The organism is Pseudomonas alloputida (assembly GCF_021283545.2).
Classification (GTDB): Bacteria; Pseudomonadota; Gammaproteobacteria; order Pseudomonadales; family Pseudomonadaceae; genus Aquipseudomonas; species Aquipseudomonas alloputida.
Map to the genome: position 1 here is coordinate 3,717,255 of NZ_CP128540.1, position 17,804 is coordinate 3,735,058.

At 61.1% G+C, this 17,804-nt stretch carries 17 protein-coding genes; 14 read left to right on the forward strand and 3 right to left on the reverse strand.

All coding sequences use genetic code 11. The features are described 5' to 3' along the window. Positions 1-78 precede the first annotated feature (78 nt). Positions 79-579, reverse strand: a complete 501-nt coding sequence (locus LU682_RS17125; RefSeq protein WP_010953616.1) for a peroxiredoxin — start codon at positions 577-579, stop codon at positions 79-81. A gap of 230 nt (positions 580-809) precedes the next feature. Here LU682_RS17125 and LU682_RS17130 point away from each other — a divergent pair, with 230 nt between their 5' ends. From LU682_RS17130 to LU682_RS17145, 4 genes are all read left to right on the forward strand, one after another. Then, positions 810-1,793 (forward strand): DUF1852 domain-containing protein, encoded by a 984-nt coding sequence (locus tag LU682_RS17130; protein ID WP_049586257.1) that lies wholly within the window; start codon positions 810-812, stop codon positions 1,791-1,793. A 26-nt stretch (positions 1,794-1,819) separates the two neighbouring features. Then, positions 1,820-2,854, forward strand: a complete 1,035-nt coding sequence (locus LU682_RS17135) for a methionine synthase (protein ID WP_010953614.1) — start codon at positions 1,820-1,822, stop codon at positions 2,852-2,854. 25 nt (positions 2,855-2,879) lie between these two features. Beyond that, entirely contained in the window at positions 2,880-3,389 is a 510-nt protein-coding gene (locus LU682_RS17140; RefSeq protein ID WP_232856677.1) for a flavin reductase family protein, read from the forward strand. 98 nt (positions 3,390-3,487) lie between these two features. Then, positions 3,488-4,417, forward strand: coding sequence for a LysR family transcriptional regulator (locus LU682_RS17145; protein WP_010953612.1), 930 nt, complete (start codon positions 3,488-3,490; stop codon positions 4,415-4,417). Between the two features lie 66 nt (positions 4,418-4,483). Here the strand turns inward: LU682_RS17145 and LU682_RS17150 are convergent, their stop codons facing one another. Then, positions 4,484-5,371 (reverse strand): LysR substrate-binding domain-containing protein, encoded by an 888-nt coding sequence (locus LU682_RS17150; protein WP_049586259.1) that lies wholly within the window; start codon positions 5,369-5,371, stop codon positions 4,484-4,486. Between the two features lie 95 nt (positions 5,372-5,466). Between LU682_RS17150 and LU682_RS17155 the strand changes: the two genes are divergently transcribed. From LU682_RS17155 to LU682_RS17200, 10 genes are all read left to right on the forward strand, one after another. Then, on the forward strand, positions 5,467-6,909 hold the full coding sequence (locus LU682_RS17155; protein WP_010953610.1) for an aldehyde dehydrogenase family protein: 1,443 nt from the start codon (positions 5,467-5,469) through the stop codon (positions 6,907-6,909). A 13-nt stretch (positions 6,910-6,922) separates the two neighbouring features. Continuing rightward, entirely contained in the window at positions 6,923-7,909 is a 987-nt protein-coding gene (locus LU682_RS17160) for a dipeptidase (RefSeq protein ID WP_010953609.1), read from the forward strand. Positions 7,910-7,964: 55 nt separating this feature from the next. Further along, on the forward strand, positions 7,965-9,515 hold the full coding sequence (locus LU682_RS17165; RefSeq protein ID WP_010953608.1) for a BCCT family transporter: 1,551 nt from the start codon (positions 7,965-7,967) through the stop codon (positions 9,513-9,515). Between the two features lie 26 nt (positions 9,516-9,541). Then, positions 9,542-11,236, forward strand: coding sequence for a hypothetical protein (locus LU682_RS17170; RefSeq protein WP_049586262.1), 1,695 nt, complete (start codon positions 9,542-9,544; stop codon positions 11,234-11,236). Positions 11,237-11,238: 2 nt separating this feature from the next. Continuing rightward, the gene (locus LU682_RS17175; RefSeq protein ID WP_049586264.1) at positions 11,239-11,934 is read left to right on the forward strand and encodes a DUF3726 domain-containing protein; all 696 of its coding nucleotides are present in this window, start codon (positions 11,239-11,241) and stop codon (positions 11,932-11,934) included. A 27-nt stretch (positions 11,935-11,961) separates the two neighbouring features. Beyond that, positions 11,962-12,333 (forward strand): RidA family protein, encoded by a 372-nt coding sequence (locus tag LU682_RS17180; RefSeq protein WP_003254071.1) that lies wholly within the window; start codon positions 11,962-11,964, stop codon positions 12,331-12,333. A gap of 433 nt (positions 12,334-12,766) precedes the next feature. Continuing rightward, on the forward strand, positions 12,767-14,176 hold the full coding sequence (locus LU682_RS17185; protein WP_010953605.1) for a circularly permuted type 2 ATP-grasp protein: 1,410 nt from the start codon (positions 12,767-12,769) through the stop codon (positions 14,174-14,176). A gap of 3 nt (positions 14,177-14,179) precedes the next feature. Further along, the gene (locus LU682_RS17190; protein WP_003254074.1) at positions 14,180-15,130 is read left to right on the forward strand and encodes an alpha-E domain-containing protein; all 951 of its coding nucleotides are present in this window, start codon (positions 14,180-14,182) and stop codon (positions 15,128-15,130) included. Continuing rightward, positions 15,127-15,906 (forward strand): transglutaminase family protein, encoded by a 780-nt coding sequence (locus LU682_RS17195; RefSeq protein WP_010953604.1) that lies wholly within the window; start codon positions 15,127-15,129, stop codon positions 15,904-15,906. The genes LU682_RS17190 and LU682_RS17195 overlap by 4 nt, the downstream gene beginning before the upstream one ends. A 73-nt stretch (positions 15,907-15,979) precedes the next feature. Continuing rightward, positions 15,980-16,702, forward strand: coding sequence for a proteasome-type protease (locus LU682_RS17200; RefSeq protein WP_010953603.1), 723 nt, complete (start codon positions 15,980-15,982; stop codon positions 16,700-16,702). 224 nt (positions 16,703-16,926) lie between these two features. Here the strand turns inward: LU682_RS17200 and LU682_RS17205 are convergent, their stop codons facing one another. Further along, on the reverse strand, positions 16,927-17,541 hold the full coding sequence (locus LU682_RS17205) for a hypothetical protein (RefSeq protein ID WP_049586266.1): 615 nt from the start codon (positions 17,539-17,541) through the stop codon (positions 16,927-16,929). Positions 17,542-17,804: the final 263 nt, after the last annotated feature.

Consider the following 17,804-nt stretch of genomic DNA (forward strand, 5'->3'; position numbering starts at 1 on the left):
ACCTTGTTGTTAGCGGCCGGTTCGAAAGGTGTTCTGGCAGCCCTGACAGCCGTTGTCGGCAAGGCCTGAAAGGTATGGCTAGCGCAACACAGCCAGCAGGCTGGCCGCATCGCTGACCTCGAACTTGCCGGGGCTTTCAACCGCAATGTACTGGACTACCTGGTCGTCGACCAACATCGCATACCGCTGCGAGCGCCGCCCCAAACCGCGTGCCGAAAGGTCCTGGGTCAGGCCCAGCGCCTCGCTGAATTCGCCATTGCCATCGCCGATCATCTTGACCGCATCCCCAACCTGCAAGCTGTTGCCCCAGGCGTTCATGACAAAGGCATCGTTCACCGAGACGCACAGGATTTCGTCAATGCCAGCCGCGAACAACGCAGGGGCCGCCGCGACATAACCGGGAACATGACGTTCAGAGCAAGTCGGCGTGAACGCGCCCGGCAACGCGAAGATCAGCACCTTCTTGTGCTTGCAACGCTCGCGAATGGAAAAGGCCTTGGGGCCGATCGCGCAGGCGCCTGCGTCGTTGTTGTATTGATAAAGGGTAACGTCGGGCAATTGATCGCCGGTTTTGATCATCGCTGTCTCCTGGGTGAGGTGAAGGCCAGGCAGCCATGATGCCGCAGTCGACCAGCCAACGCATCATGAGCAGGGCTAAAAAACCTGTGAAATAACTTCAATATCATTCATGCAGCGCCCCACCTAGGATACGCCTCAATCAAACACATCAAGATTACGGTGTGAACGACTCAGCTACGCAACTGACCAGCACTGGATCGCTCACACTCAGGCACCTGGAAGCCGTTACCATGGATAAAGCGCCAACATTCACCGTCAAGCGCATTGCGTTCGACGAACATTATCTCCCTGCCGAAAATACCCGCATCACGACCAACTTCGCCAATTTGGCACGGGGTGCAAACCGCCAGCAGAACCTGCGCAATACCCTGACGATGATCAATAACCGTTTCAATGCGCTGGCGCACTGGGACAACCCCGAACATGATCGCTACCGCGTAGAGCTGGACATCATATCGGTGGAAATGAACCTTGAAAGCGCGCAGTACGGCAATGCCCTGCCGCTGATCGAAATATTGAAAACCTATATTGTCGACCGCAAGAACAATACTCGCCTCGAAGGCATGGTAGGTAACAACTTCTCCTCGTACGTGCGCGATTACGACTTCAGCGTACTGTTACTTGAGCATAACAAGCATCGGTCGACCTTCAGCACACCTGATCATTTTGGCGAGCTGCACGGCAACCTGTTCAAATGCTTCGTCAACTCGCAAACCTACCAGGAGCATTTCAGCAAACCACCGGTTATCTGCCTGAGCGTATCCAGCAGCAGGACTTACCTGCGCACCGAAAATCAGCACCCTGTGCTAGGGGTTGAATACCAGCAGGATGAATACTCCCTGACAGACGAATACTTCAAGAAAATGGGCTTGACGGTGCGCTATTTCATGCCGCCGAACAGCGTCGCCCCGTTGGCGTTTTATTTTGCCGGCGACTTGCTGGCTGATTACACCGACCTTGAACTGATCAGCACCATCAGCACCATGGACACCTTTCAGAAAATCTACCGACCCGAGATCTACAACGCCAATTCTCCTGCGGGCAAGGCCTACCAGCCCAGCCTGAAGAACCAGGATTACTCGCTCACGCGCATTGTCTACGACCGGGAAGAGCGCAGCCGCCTGGCGATCGAGCAGGGCAAATTTGCCGAGGAGCAATTTGTCAAACCCTACCAGGCCACGCTGGCGCAATGGTCCGCTCAATACGCACGTTGAACATTCAAAGCACAAGGTCACTGTTCATGAACAAATTGCTACCCACCTCCACGGCCGGCAGCCTGCCGAAACCCGCCTGGCTTGCTCAACCCGAAACACTCTGGTCACCGTGGAAGTTGCAAGACGAGCAACTGGTCGAAGGCAAACAGGATGCCTTGCGCCTGGCCTTGCAAGAACAACAACACGCCGGTATCGACATCGTCAGTGACGGCGAACAAACCCGCCAGCACTTTGTCACTACGTTTATCGAGCACCTCAGCGGCGTTGATTTCGAACAACGGAAAACCGTCAGAATCCGTGATCGCTACGATGCGAGCGTACCGACGGTGGTGGGTGCTGTCGCTCGACAAAAACCGGTGTTTGTCGAAGATGCCAAATTCTTGCGCCAGCACACCACACAGCCGATAAAGTGGGCGCTGCCCGGCCCCATGACCATGATCGACACACTGTATGACAACCACTACAAAAGCCGCGAGAAACTGGCCTGGGAATTCGCCAAGATTCTCAACCAGGAAGCCAGAGAACTGGAAGCCGCGGGCGTGGACATCATTCAGTTCGACGAACCGGCATTCAATGTTTTCTTTGACGAAGTGAATGACTGGGGCGTGGCTACCCTGGAAAGGGCCATCGAGGGCCTCAAGTGCGAAACGGCCGTCCATATTTGCTATGGCTATGGCATCAAGGCCAACACCGACTGGAAAAAGACCCTCGGTTCAGAATGGCGGCAATATGAACAGGCCTTCCCCAAACTGCAGCAGTCCAGCATCGATATCATTTCGCTGGAATGCCATAACTCGCATGTTCCGATGGACCTGCTCGAGCTGATTCGCGGCAAGAAAGTCATGGTCGGCGCCATCGATGTGGCCACCCATGTCATTGAGACACCCGAACAGGTCGCCGCCACCCTGCGCAAGGCACTGCAATTCGTCGATGCCGACAAGCTCTACCCTTGCACCAACTGCGGCATGGCGCCCCTGCCCCGCCAGGTAGCCAGCGGCAAGCTCAAGGCGTTGAGTGCAGGCGCAGCCATTGTCCGTCAGGAACTCGCTAACGCACGCTGAAATGAATGCAGCCACAGGACCTACCATGTTGCTTTCCAGTACGGCGATCGAGCCGTCGACTTTTCGCCAGGCACTCGGGCACTACGCATCCGGCATCACGGTGATTACATCGCACCACGAAGGTGAGCCGATCGGCTTCACCTGCCGGTCGTTCTACAGCGTATCGATGAGCCCGCCGCTGGTGTCATTCAGTGTGATGTCCAGTTCGGCCAGCTACCCGAAAATCCGCCAGGCTGGCCGCTTCACGGTCAACATCCTGTCAGGTGAGCAGGTCGGCATTTCCAACCAGTTTGCACGGCGCGGCGCCAACAAGTGGCAGGGCGTCGAATGGCAAGCGTCGCCGTTGGGCAACCCGATCATTGCCGGCAGCCTGCATTGGCTTGATTGCGAAATTCACGCCGAACATGCCGCCGGGGACCACCTGATCGTGATTGGCGAAGTCAAAGCGTTGAACCTGCAGGCAACTGCTGCCACGCAGCCGCTGCTGTATTTCAAGGGGCAGTACTGCAACCTCGCCGCGCATCACGCGGCTTGAACCTCACCCCACTCACGGAATACCCATCAAAGGAATTGTCAGGATCACGCAGCAGTGAAGAAAACCCGCCATTACTGCGTTGATCCGCCATTTTACTCATGATCGATTTACGCCACCTGCGAACCCTCCACGCGCTGCGTGAAACCGACAGCCTGCACGAGGCCGCCGAGCGCCTGCACCTGACACAATCAGCCCTGTCGCACCAGTTCCGCGATATGGAAGAGCGCATCGGCACGCCACTGTTCGTGCGCAAATCCAGGCCGGTGCGCTTCACCAGCGCCGGGCTGAAGCTGCTGCAGCTGGCCGATCAGGTGCTGCCTCAGATCCGCAATACCGAACGGGACCTGGGCAAGCTGGCCGGGGGCTGCGCCGGACGGCTGCACATCGCCATCGAGTGCCACAGCTGCTACCAGTGGCTGATGCCTTCAGTGGATGAGTTCCGCGGCGCCTGGCCTGAGGTGGAACTGGACCTCGCCTCCGGCTTTTCCTTCGCGCCGCTGCCAGCCCTGGAGCGCGGCGACCTGGACCTGGTGGTGACCTCCGACCCGGTGACACTGCCGGGTATCAGCTACGTGCCGTTGTTCAGCTACGAGGCACTGCTGGCCATCGACAACCACCACGCCATGCGCCACAAGCCGTACCTGGAGCCCGCCGATATCGCCAGCCAGACACTGATCACCTACCCGATCGAACGCACCCGCCTGGACATCTTCACCCGCTTCCTCGACCCCGCCGACGTCGAGCCCGCACAGGTACGTACTTCAGAACTGACCGTGATGATGATGCAACTGGTTGCTTCCGGGCGCGGCGTCTGCTGCCTGCCCAACTGGGCCGTGCACGAATACAGTTCGCGCGGCTATGTAACCGCCAAGCGCCTTGGCGAGCACGGCCTGCAGGCAAACCTCTATGCTGCACTGCGCAGTGACATGCTGGAGGTGCCGTACATGCGTGATTTTCTGCTCACGGCCAAGGACATCTCGTTCACCACGCTGGCAGGTGTTAGCGTGGCGTCAGGCCCGGTTCTCTGAAAGCCGGGCGTGCGTTTGCGAACCTCAGTACCGGTCATGGCGCGCCATGCCCCTACCGCCAACGAATCAGCCAGCCTTCGCCAACTGCACTTGCAGAAACGCCATCAGTGCCCCCGCCACAGGTGACAAGCTGCGCCCTTTGCGGGTGAGCATGCCGATATGCCGTTCTACCCTGGGCTCCTCAAGGGGTACGAACGCCAGTTTGTCGTTCTCCTGCGGAAAAGCGAGGTACGGCAAGGTACTGATCCCTACCCCCTCCTCCAGCATGGCGATCAACGAAATCATGTTGGAAATGAACAGCCGGCTATCGGCCAGCAAACCCTCGGCCTCGGTACCCGCCAGCAATTGCGAGGTACCGTTGCGGATCATCGGCACGCCCAGCAACTGCGCCCAATGCAGCCGCCCGCCCGCCTGCGCCAGCGGGTGGTCGCTGCGGCACACCACGCCAACCTGATCATTCACGATGGGGGCGAATTCGAGCTGGTCATCGTCCACCCACAGGCTGCTGATGCCGAAATCCACCTGCCCTTGAGCGAGCAACTGCTGCACACGTTCGGCCGTGCCGTCCTGAATGCTGACCTGCACATTGGGGTGCGCGGCCACAAAGCGGGCCAGCGGCCCTGGCAGCATTCGGCTGGCCACAGAAGGCACGGTGGCGATGCTGACCTGGCCGATTTCATGCCGGGCAAACAGCATGGCTTCACGCGCAATACGGTCATGGTGCTCGATCAAGCCACGAAACAACGGGAGGCAATGCTCGCCATATGGCGTCAGCTCTACCCGGCCACCGCCCTTTTCGACCAGTGCCTGCCCCAGCTTCTGCTCCAGTTCACGCAGGGCCAGGGATATCGCAGGCTGGGTGCGAAAGGCCTGGCGGGCGGCCGCGTGGAAACTCTTGAGTTCGGCGACCAGTACGAAGTAACGCAACTGGGCGATTTTCAGCTCGGGCAACATGGTTAGCATTCCTTATCAAAGCATTTTTTTTATTAATTTTTATTTGCTGCATATTGCTCGCATGATGAATGCCATGCAAACGGAGGCGTTCATCCATGTCACACAAGACCTACAACAACTACATCGATGGCCAGTGGTGTGAAGGCCACGCCACTTTGGGCAACTACAGCCCCTCGGACACTGGCGACCTGATCGGCCAGTACCATCAGGCCAGCGCCGAACAGGCCCGCCAGGCCATCCAGGCCGCCCGCGCCGCTCAACCCCTGTGGGCCGCCAGTGGTCTGGAAAGCCGCCAGCAAGTGCTCATGGCCATCGGCGACGAGCTGATCGCCCGCAAGGAAGAGCTCGGCGAACTGCTGTCGCGAGAAGAAGGCAAACCCTTGGCCGAAGGCATCGGCGAGGTCAACCGCAGTGGCCAGTTCTTCCATTACTACGCCGCCGAAGTGCTGCGCCAGATGGGCGAGACTGCCGCCTCGGTGCGCCCTGGGGTCGACATCGAAGTGCATCGCGAACCGGTGGGTGTGGTAGGCATCATTACCCCCTGGAACTTCCCCATGGCCACCGCCGCCTGGAAAATCGCCCCGGCCCTGGCCTTCGGCAACGCCGTGGTGTTCAAGCCGGCCAACCTGGTGCCGGCCAGTGCCTGGGCGCTCACCGAAATCATCAGCCGTCAGGGCCTGCCCAGCGGCACCTTCAACCTGGTGATGGGCAGTGGTGCCGACGTCGGCGAGGCCCTGATCCAGTCCGCCGAGATTGATGCCCTGACGTTCACCGGTTCTCTGCAGACGGGCCGACGCGTAGCGGTGGCCACCGCCGGTAATCTGGTGCGCTGCCAGCTGGAAATGGGTAGCAAGAATGCCCTGGTGGTCATGGACGACGCCGACCTCGAACTGGCCGTGGAATGCGCGCTCAACGGGGCCTTCTTCGGCACCGGGCAGAAATGCACCGCTTCGTCACGGCTGATCGTCTGCGACGGCATCCACGACCGCTTCGTCGAGGCGCTGCGCCTGCGCATGCGCCAGCTCAAGGTCGGCCATGCACTGGAGGCTGGCGTCCAGATCGGCCCGGTAGCTGACGCACGCCAGCTGGAACAGAACCTGGCCTACCTGCAACTGGCCCAGGCCGAAGGCGCCACCCTGATAGAAGGCGGCGAGCGCCTGCAACTGGCCTGCGATGGCTACTACATGCGCCCTGCCTTGTTCATCAACAGCCGCAACGACATGCGCATCAACCGCGAGGAAGTGTTCGGCCCCATCGCCTGCGTGATCCGCGTGCGCGATTTTGAAGAGGCGCTGGCCACGCTCAACGATACCGAGTACGGCCTCACAGCCGGGATCATCACCCAGTCGCTGCGCCACGCCAGCCACTTCAAGCGCCGCGCCCAGACCGGCTGCGTGATGGTCAACCTGCCCACCGCCGGCACCGACTACCACGTGCCATTCGGGGGCCGTAAAGCCTCGAGTTTCGGCCCGCGGGAACAGGGGCAATACGCTCGCGACTTCTACACCGTGGTCAAGACCACCTACCTGCGGCCCTGAAGGAATACATGCCATGCACGACCTCTTGATGATCGACGGCCTGCAGTACTCCAACTGGAGCCAGGATATATTCCAGCAGATGCAGGCCGGTGGCCTGAGCGCGGTGCACGCCACCATCGCCTACCACGAAAACGCCCGCGAAACCCTGTCGCGCCTGGGCGAGTGGAACCGCCGCTTCGAGACATGGCCCGAGCTGATCCGCCCGGTGCGCACGGCCAGCGACATCCGCCTGGCCCACGAGGAGGGCCGGGTGGGTATCTTCTTCGGCTTCCAGAACTGCTCGCCGATCGAGGACGACATTGCCCTGGTGGAGGTTTTCCGCCAGCTCGGGGTGTTCGTCATGCAGCTGACCTACAACAACCAAAGCCTGCTGGCCAGCGGCTGCTATGAGCGCGAGGACAACGGCATCAGCCGCTTCGGCCGCCAGGTGATCGCCGAAATGAACCGCGTCGGCATGCTCATCGACATGTCTCACAGCGCCGAGCGAAGCACGCTTGAGGCCATCGAACTGTCGAGTCGACCCGTGATCATCTCCCACGCCAACCCTGCCAGCTTCCACGCCGCCAAGCGCAACAAATCCGATGCGGTGCTACGCGGGATCGCAGAGTCCGGCGGGCTGCTGGGCTTCAGCACCTATCCGTTCCACCTCAAGGGTGCCTCGGACTGTAGCCTGGAAAGTTTCTGCGACATGGTCGCGCGCACCGCCGACCTGATGGGTGTGGAGCATATCGGCATCGGCACCGACCTGTGCCAGGCGCAACCCTTGTCGGTGCTGGAATGGATGCGCAACGGCCGCTGGAGCAAGGACAAGGACTACGGCGAAGGCTCCAGGGACAACGCCAACTGGCCGGCGCCCTTGCAGTGGTTCCGCGACAGCCGCGACCTCCGCAACATCGCCCAGGGCCTGCGCGCCCGCGGCTTTGCCGAGCACGACGTGGGCAACATCATGGGGCTGAACTGGTTGCGCCTGCTGGAGACCGCCACCACGGCACAGGCCTGAACCCTTTGCACGGACAGCATCAACAATAAAAACAATCGCAGGTTCCGGAGGTTTCATGAAAAACCCAACCACCTTGCAGGCCGACGGCCAGGCCATGGGCCTGCCTATGGCACGCGATATCGACTGGCCGTTGTTCCTGATCAGCGGCGGATTCCTCGGCGCCTTCCTGCTGGCGGCGCTGATCGACATCGACACCGTGTCGGCGCTGGTCAATACCCTGTTCGCCTGGTCGACAAAGGCCTTTGGCCTCTATTGGCAAGTGCTGATGCTGGCAACCTTCGCCGTCAGCCTGTTCATCGGTTTTTCCAGGTGCGGGCGTGTACGCCTGGGCGGGGTCACCCAGCGCCCGGACATCAGCACCTTCAACTGGATCGCAGTGATCATGTGCGCCTTGCTGGCAGGTGGTGGCGCCTTCTGGGCCGCTGCCGAACCCTTGATGCACTTTGCCAGCCCACCGCCCTTCTTCGCCGGCCTGCAACCGCACAGCGAAGCGGCGGCCACCGCGGCACTGGCGCAATCGTTCGTGCACTGGGGCTTCCTGGCCTGGGCCGTGCTGGGTAGCCTGCTGGCGATCGTGCTGATGCACCTGCATTACGATAAAGGCCTTCCGCTGGCGCCGCGTACCCTGCTCTACCCCCTGTTCGGCAAGCGAGCGCTCAAGGGCCCGATCGGCACCTTGGCCGACGCTGCCTCGATCATCGCGGTAGTGGCCGGCACCATCGGTCCGATCGGTTTCCTTGGCCTGCAGATCAGCAGCGCCATGCACGCCGTGTGGGAGTTGCCCAACACTATCGTCACCCAGTCGCTGACCATCGTCCTGGTCACCGCGATGTACACTGTATCGTGCCTGGTGGGCCTCAAAGGCATCCGCTTTGTCAGCGAAATCAACGTCTGGTTGATGATCGGCCTGGCACTGTTCATGGTGGTATTCGGACCGACGCTGTTCATCCTCGGCGGTTTCCCGGCAGCCTTTGCCCTGCACGTGGAGCACTTCATCCCCCTGACAATGTTCCGCGCCGACCCCAAATGGCTGGACTGGTGGACGGTGTTCTATTGGGGCTGGTTCATCGGCTATGCGCCCATGGTGGCCCTGTATGTCGCGCGGATCTCGCGGGGCCGCACCATCCGCGAGATCATCATGACGCTGTCGATCATCGCACCGCTGGTGACCATGTTCTGGTTCACTGTGGTGGGCGGTACCGGGATCGGCCTGGAGCTGCAAACGCCAGGCAGCGTCACCGCCCATGGCGCCAAGCCTGAAGACCTGCTGCTGGGAGTGACGCAGAACCTGCCACTAGGTGGCCTTGTCAGCGCGCTGTTCCTGTTCCTAAGTTTCATCTCAGTGGCCACCAATGGCGACGCCATGGCCTTCACCGTGGCGCTGGCGATGTCCAGCGACGATAAACCGAAGAAGTGGTTGCGCGGTTTCTGGGCAATCGGCATGGGCCTGGCGGCGGTGGTGCTGATCACCATTGGCGCAGGCGGTGTGACGGCCCTGCAATCCTTCATTGTCATCACCGCGGTGCCGGTGTCGCTGGTGATCCTGCCAGCCCTGTGGGATGCCGTGCGCATCGCTCGACACATGGCCCGTGAACAAGGCGTCTGAACATGATCCATCCAGGTACAACAACAATGCCCAACAGCGTGCCTGCAATACCCGCGTTGCGCCCTGCCAGCCAAGTCATGGACCTGGCCCGGCTGGGTAGCCACTTCCAGAGCCCGCTAAGCTTCGTGCGCAGCAGCATGCGGCGGATGATGCAACAGCGCTGGCAAATCCGGCGCAGCTGTTTCGACCTCGATGGTCAAGGCTTCGGCACTGCGATCTACCGCATCGAAACGCCAAACGGCCATTACCACTGCGTGATCTTCTCGGCCTACCTGCCGCCGGAAAAGCGCAGCGATCGGGTCATCGCCGACCAGTGGGACGTCAGCTTCGTGCTGGTGGCCGGCGATGTCGACTCGGCACAACTGGCCGACCTGCAACGCAACGTGCCGCTGCAGGAAGCCGGCCGCTTCGATGCACGCGTGCTGGTGTTGTCGCGGGCCAACCGTAGCTTGCGCAATTTCGACCGGTTTCTGGCGGCGCTGGCAGAAGGTCGCCAGCCCGATCCACAGCAACTGGCTGAAGTCGGCTACCTGTATCGCACTACAGCTGTTTACGGTAACGGCAAGTTCGGCATCGCCGATTTTGGTTGCCTGCAAGATAACCCGGACTTCAACCAGCCGTTCAGCGCGCAGATGTTCACCGTCTACCTGCTGCGTCACTTCAGCATCGAGCAGATCAACCACATGGCCCAGGCACTCGCCCCGCAGCGGGCAGTGCAACTGGCCCCGGCCCTTCAACGCTACCTGGGGGTCGGCAACGCGACCGGGCTGGGAATGGCCCCTTTTCTGATCAACCACCCTCAACTGGTGGAGCACTGGATCAGTACGCGGGAAACGGCCCTGGCCCTGGTGCTGGCGCAGCCGGCGGAGCCCGCCCCGTTGGCGCGCCTGCAGCAATTGCTGGCGCGCGCCCAGTTGCACCTGAGCCAGTCCCGGACCGAAGACCAGCGCCAGCATGAGCAGAACCTGCAAACCTTGGCCGAGCTTGCTTTACTGGCCACCTGGCTTGGCACGCAAGCCGACGGCGCGGGCCTTTGGCCGCGCCTGCTGGCCTGGGCGCAATTACACACGGGGGTGGGCTGCCAGGAGCTTCTGGTCAGCCTGCTGCTGGAGCTGTACCCCGAGCAGGTCACGCCCCTGGCCGAGCACATGGGGGTCAACGAAAGCTGGCAGCTGGACGCCCAGATGCCCCTTGGGCAACTGCGCCAGCTCATCGAGCAGCAGTATGGCTGGGCGTTGCGCTACGACTTCAGTGCTGCCGATGCGGAGCACTTCTTCTGGTACCGCTCAGCTGAAAAAGAAGAGCCGCGCCTGGGCATTCGCGCAGAGGAGCCAGGAGCCGAAAAAGAAATGCAGCTGGGTATCGCCCGCAATATCCAGCAGTGCCATAGCGCGCTGCTGGAGCACCTGCAACTGCAGCCTCAGGGGCTGACCGCTCACTTCCTGATCGCCCAACCGATGTTCAAGGGCGCGGTACGCCGCCTGCAAGGCATGGCAAAAACGAACTACGGTGAAATCCGTGCCAACCTGCTGGCCCGGGACATGCTGCCGATTCACCTGCTGCGCTGCAAACTGGCATTTTTCGGCGCGGGGAAATTCGACCCCAAGTCAAGCCGCTGGGTGCGTATCACGCTGTTCCAGGGCGCGCCGCTGGTCAGCGACATCGGTCAGCCGTTCGCAGACGACTGGAATTTCGCAGTCATGCCGCAAAGGGAGTTTTGACCATGCGCGTATCGCTTAACGAAATACAGGTGATGTGCCGCAAGGCATTCGAAGGCATGGGCTTCGCCCCGGGCGACTGCGAGGATGCCGCCGAACTCGTGGGCTGGTTGCAACTGCAGGGGCTCGATGGCGTCGGTGCACTGGAAAAGGCGTTGCGTTATCTGCAAGCCGAAGCTGCACGGCCATACGCCTTGTGCCATGAGGATAACGCCCTGCTGGTGATCGACGCCAAGGGCCAGAGCGTGTTGCGCTGCGCCGCCACGGTGGTGGAACTGGCGGCAGCCAAGGCCATGCGCTGTGGTCAGGCTGAACTGCGCATACGCCACTGCCACAACCGTTTGCTGTTGCTGGGCTACCTGAGCCGGGCAGCTGTGCAGGGGCTGCACGTGCAAGCCCGCTGGGAGGACGCCCGCCGATACCACTGGGCCGATTTTACCGCCGGCATGCCGCGCCCGGAACTGAGCAGTGAAACCCGGCCCCAGGCCATTGAAGCGGCCGCGCAAGACGTAATGGTGCTGTTCACCCGAGCAGGCCAGACCGCCCAGGCAATAAGCGACCCGCAGCGCACACTGCAGCAAGGCTTTACAGTCAACGAACATACCTGGCAAAGGCTCAGGCAGTTGGCCGAACACATCCTTGTCGAGAGCACCGATGCCTCACGCCGCCACGGTGCAGGCGGCGGCAGCGACGCCGACTGAACACCCTTGCCACTGAGGAAACAACCCATGAAGCATGCGATAAAGACCGAGCTGTTCGCCTCCAGGGCGCCATTGGAATGGGCGGTCGTCGGCAACGGTACGTTGTACACTGCGCAGATCCCAATCGATACGCAGGGCCAAGTGGTTGCCGGCGGCATCGAGGCCCAGGCCCGCCAGACACTGGACAACCTGCGCCACACCCTGGAAGCCGCTGGCAGCTCGCTGGATGCCGTGACCCAGGTGCTGATCTACGTGACCGACCGCCGTTATCTGGCAACTGTAAATGCCGTGTACGCCGAGTATTTCCAGGCACCCTACCCCAACCGCGCGGCCGTAGTGGTGGCTGGCCTCGCCCGGGAAGAAATGCTGGTGGAACTGGTGGTCTACGCCTGCCTCTGACGCCCTGAAGGCGCCCGTCTCACGATATTCAGCGTTCGCGCAATCGAGTGCCGCCCGCGCGGCGCTCGATGCATGCCCCCTCCGCCCCACGTCATGCACCCGGAATACTCCCTTTTTCTCCCGCCAGGCACCGGCCTGCGCCCCATTTCGGTTCAAAACCCGCGCCCGGGTCAAAAGCGCCCTTTTTTGATGCGCCGGCCCTTGCGGCCAGGCAGCACAGATCGGGTGTGCCCCTCACATTCCCTGCATCCCCAGAACCTCCAGGGGTATTCGGCACTTTTATTGCAAAGACTGATTGTGCTCAACGCACTGGCAATCTACCGAGACCGAGGTTAACGCGAGACACAGCTCCCACTTACCCCAGCAAGGCAGCACCCTGAAAGACGCAGATGAACCGCAATGAAGCTGCCGGCAACGGCGGCAAGGAGTGGGTATGTCCCGGGCTTTTTTCAATGAAATGTACGAAGCGGACGGCAACTGCCGCCCGCATTATCAGGAGTTCGCCCGCTGGCTGGCCAACACCCCGCTGGAGTTGCTGGAACAGCGCCGGCGCGAGGCCGACCTGCTGTTTCACCGCGCAGGCATCACCTTCACCTTGTATGGCGACAAGCAGGATACCGAGCGCCTGATCCCCTTCGATATCATCCCGCGCAGCATCCGCGCCAGCGAATGGCGCACGGTCGAGCGTGGCTGCATTCAACGGGTACAGGCGCTGAACCTGTTCCTGGAGGACATCTACCACGACCAACGCATTCTCAAGGCCGGCATCATCCCGCCAGAGCAAGTGCTGGCCAACGAGGGCTACCAGATCGCCATGCAGGGCCTGGACCTTCACCGTGGGCTGTATGCGCATATTGCCGGTGTCGATCTGGTACGTGACGGCGATGGCAGCTACTTCGTGCTGGAAGACAACCTGCGCACCCCCAGCGGCGTCAGCTACATGCTCGAAGACCGCAAGATGATGATGCGCCTGTTCCCCGAACTGTTTGCCGCCCAGCGCATCGCGCCCATCGATCACTACCCCAACCTGCTGCTGGACACGCTCAAGAGCGCCAGCCCACTGGACAACCCCACCGCGGTGCTGCTCACGCCCGGCCGTTTCAACAGCGCCTATTTCGAGCATGCCTTCCTGGCCCGGGAAATGGGCATCGAGCTGGTCGAAGGCGCCGACCTGTTCGTGCGTGATGAGCATGTCTACATGCGCACCACTGCCGGCCCCCAACAGGTGGACGTGATCTATCGTCGCCTGGACGACGACTACCTCGACCCGCTGTCCTTCAACCCTGACTCGATGCTGGGCGTACCGGGGCTGATCTCGGTTTACCGCGCCGGCAATGTGGTACTGGCCAACGCCGTCGGCACTGGCGTGGCCGATGACAAATCCATCTACCCCTTCGTCGACGACATGATCCGCTTTTACCTGAGCGAAGAACCAATCCTGAACAACGTGCCGACCTGGCAGTGCCGCAAGCCGGCGGATCTGTCCCATGTACTGGCCCACCTGCCCGAACTGGTGGTCAAGGAAACCCAGGGCTCCGGCGGCTATGGCATGTTGGTCGGGCCCGCCTCGACCAAAGCCCAGATCGAGGACTTCCGCGCGCGCATCAAAGCCCGCCCGCACGCCTATATCGCTCAACCGACGCTGTGCCTGTCAACCTGCCCGACCTTCGTCGACAGCGGCATCGCACCGCGTCACATCGACCTGCGCCCGTTCGTGTTGTCGGGCAGTGAAACCCGCCTGGTGCCCGGTGGCCTGACGCGCGTGGCGCTCAAGGAAGGCTCGCTGGTGGTCAACTCGTCGCAAGGCGGCGGTACCAAGGACACCTGGGTGGTGGAGGACTGAGCCATGCTTTCGCGAACCGCTTCCGACCTGTACTGGATGTCCCGCTACCTGGAGCGTGCAGAAAACCTTGCACGCATGCTCGAGGTCAGCTACTCGCTATCGCTGATGCCCCAGGCCGGGCGCAGCGACGGCCATGCCGAACTGGCAATGTCGCTGATGGCCTCGGGCATGCTGGATGACTACCTGCGTCGCCACAAGGAACTCGACACCGAGCGCATGCTGCACTTCTTCGCCCTCGACGCCACCAACCCCAGCAGCATCTACTGCTGCCTGCAGGCCGCCAGGACCAATGCCCATGCAGTGCGCGGCCGTATCACCGCCGACATGTGGGAGAACATCAACGCCACCTGGATCGAAATGCGCAACATCGCCAGCAATGGCCTGGGTCGCTATGGCATCAGCCAGTTCTGCGACTGGGTCAAGGAACGATCACACCTGTTCCGCGGTGCGACCTCCGGCACCATCATGCGCAACGATGCCTACAGCTTCATTCGCCTGGGGACCTTCCTGGAGCGGGCAGACAATACCCTGCGCCTGCTCGATTCACGCTATGAAATGTTCGGCGAGGCCTCCGAAGAGGTCAGCGACGACTCCGCCCGCGGTTATTACCAATGGAGCGCCCTGCTGCGCGCGCTGACCTCGTACGAAGCCTTCAACGAGCTCTATCGCGCCGCACCCAGCGCCCGGCCGGTGTCCGAGTTGCTGCTGTTGCGGGTGGACGTGCCGCGCTCGCTGCATGCCTGCATCGAGGAACTGGACCTGATCCTGGCAGGCCTGCCGGGCAGTACCGGGCGTGCCGCCCAGCGCATGGCCGCCGAACTGAACGCGCGCCTGCGCTACACCGCAATCGACGAAATCCTCGATGCAGGGTTGCATCCCTGGCTAAGCGACTTCATCGGCCGCATCAACCAACTGGGCCAGGCCGTCCATCACTCCTACCTGGAGGTTGTATGAAACTGTCCATTCGCCACGACACGACCTATAGCTACGCCAGCGACGTGTGCAACAGTATCCAGTTCCTGCGCCTGACGCCGCGCAGCAGCGAACGCCAGCGTATCAATCAATGGCAACTGGACCTGCCCTGCAAGGTCAAGGGCCAGATCGACCCTTACGGCAACATCCTGCATGTGCTGACACTGGACAAACCCCATGGCCACCTGGCGCTTACCGCACACGGCCAGGTCGAGATCGACCCGGATTGCGAACACGAAACCGAGAGCCAGTCGCCCCTGCCGTTCCTGCGCGGCAGCCACCTGACGCAGGCCGACGACACCCTGACTGCTTTCGCCGCCCGGCAATGTGGCAGTCACCGCGACCGGGCAGCACTGATCGGGCTGATGCAAGGCCTGGCCGAGCACATGCCCTACAGCCCTGGGGCCACGTCAGTGGGCACCACGGCCATCGAAGCCTTCAACGGTGGCGCAGGTGTGTGTCAGGACCACACGCACGCGTTCCTGGCCTGCGCACGCAGCCTGGGGGTACCGGCACGCTATGTGTCCGGCTACCTGTGCACCGAGGACGAACAACACCTGGCCAGCCACGCCTGGGCCGAAGCCTGGGTCGACGATGCCTGGTACAGCTTCGACATTACCAACCGCCTGACCCGGCCAGAGCGTCACCTGAAGCTGGCGGTGGGCCTGGACTACCTTGATGCCTGCCCGGTCAGGGGCGTACGCCGCGGCGGCGGCGCCGAATCGATGCAGGCCAGCGTTCACGTGCATCGCCAGTGACAGACTGGCTTCAGACCGGTCTTGCCGCGCGAGTGCGGCAAGACCCTTCCACACGCAACACAAGGGAAACCGCATGACTTACTGTGTCGCCATGCACCTGGAGGACGGGCTTGTCTTCATCAGCGACTCACGCACTAATGCCGGCATCGACCAGATCTCCACGTTCACCAAGTTGTTCGTCTTCAGCGTCCCGGGCGAGCGGCTGATCGTGCTGCAGACCGCCGGCAATCTGGCGACCTCGCAGTCGGTGGTAAACCTGCTGCAGCAACACACCCAGGGCAACGGCCCCCACCTGCTGAACGTTGCCACGCTCTACGATGCAACGGTGCTGGTCGCCGACACCCTGCGCGAGGTGGTCAAAAGAGACCGCAGCAAGCTCACGGCCGATATCGACCTTAGCAGTTCATTCATTGTCGGCGGCCAGATAGCCGGCGGCCCCATGGCCATCTACAACGTGTATGCACAAGGCAATTTCTTCCAGGCCACACCGGACACCCCGTTTCTGCAGCTGGGTGAAAGCAAGTACGGCAGGCCAATACTCGACCGCAACCTGGATTACCGCACGCCGCTTGATGAAGCGCTGCGCTGCGGCCTGATTTCGTTCGACTCCACCATCCGCAGCAACCTGTCGGTGGGCATGCCGCTGGACTTGCTGGTGTACCGCAATAACAGCCTGGAAAGCATGACGCGCAAGCGCATTACCAGCGACGATGCCTATTATCAACAGATTCGCAGGCAGTGGAGCGACGGTTTGAAAACCCTGCTGGCCGAACTGCCAGCGCCGCCTTATGGCTGAATGAGCAAACGGGTCAGATCCTTTGCCTGTACCGGCCCTTTCGCGGGCTTGCCCGCTCCCACAGGTACTGTGCAAGCCTTGAAGGCTGTGATGTCCTGTGGGAACGGGGGGCAGCATGGTGCCGGAAGATGAGTTCAATGCCTATCTGGCAAAAGGGCGCAGCGTGCAGGCAAACGCGTAACCGCGAGCGCCGCTTCGCGGCGCCGTTGCAGTGCCTCAGGCCATCAGCAAGGAATGCCCACCCGCGGCCACACAGGTGCTGGCGTCGCTTTGGCCATTTTGCGTTTTCGCGCCCACTGGGTCAGTGCGGCCATCAGGGCAAAGCCAAGCAGGATCATCACCGGATAGGCCAACAGCAACTCGGTCAACGAATACTTCCAGGCCAGTGGCCGACCGACGCCCAGCATCGCTGCATATAACCAGGAAACACCTGACAGTGCACCAGAAAACAACGCAAACATCCGTACGCCTATATTCAGGTCAAGCAAAGAACCGGCCTTGATCAAGGCAGGTAATACATAACGATGCAACAACATGCCATTGAAGGTCAGGAGCAAGACAATAATGACCTTGGCGTGAAGTTTGGGATTGGCAAAATAACTCATGCCTTTTTCAAGGTAATCGATACCAATAACCGCGGCACCGGTAAGCCACAGGAATATCAAGGCATTGGCAACGGACGCCTGCAATCGGGCCATGTTCTTACCGTCATGGCTGGCCTGTTGATGCCCCTTCAACAAGTCCCTGACCATCTCGGCATCACTGGTAAATACCAGGCCGATGGCGATACAACAGGCCAGTAAATGAACATAAATGACCGACAACCGCACCAGCTCCATGGATTCTTTCTGCCCGAACAGGCTAATAATTGTATTAAACTCCACGTCGAATTCTCCACGTAATGCATTAGCGCTAGATGGCCTTGCAACAAGCATGCGTACGACTTGATCGCACCGGGAAGACCAAATTCATATCGTTAATTGAAACAGCAAAGGGTTACTCAATTGCACACAGTGGCTCAACCGTTGAGCCTCGGTTGGACATGGCGTTACTCCATTGTCAGAGGTAAAAAAGCCCCGTGTGCATCCCTGCGATTCAAATC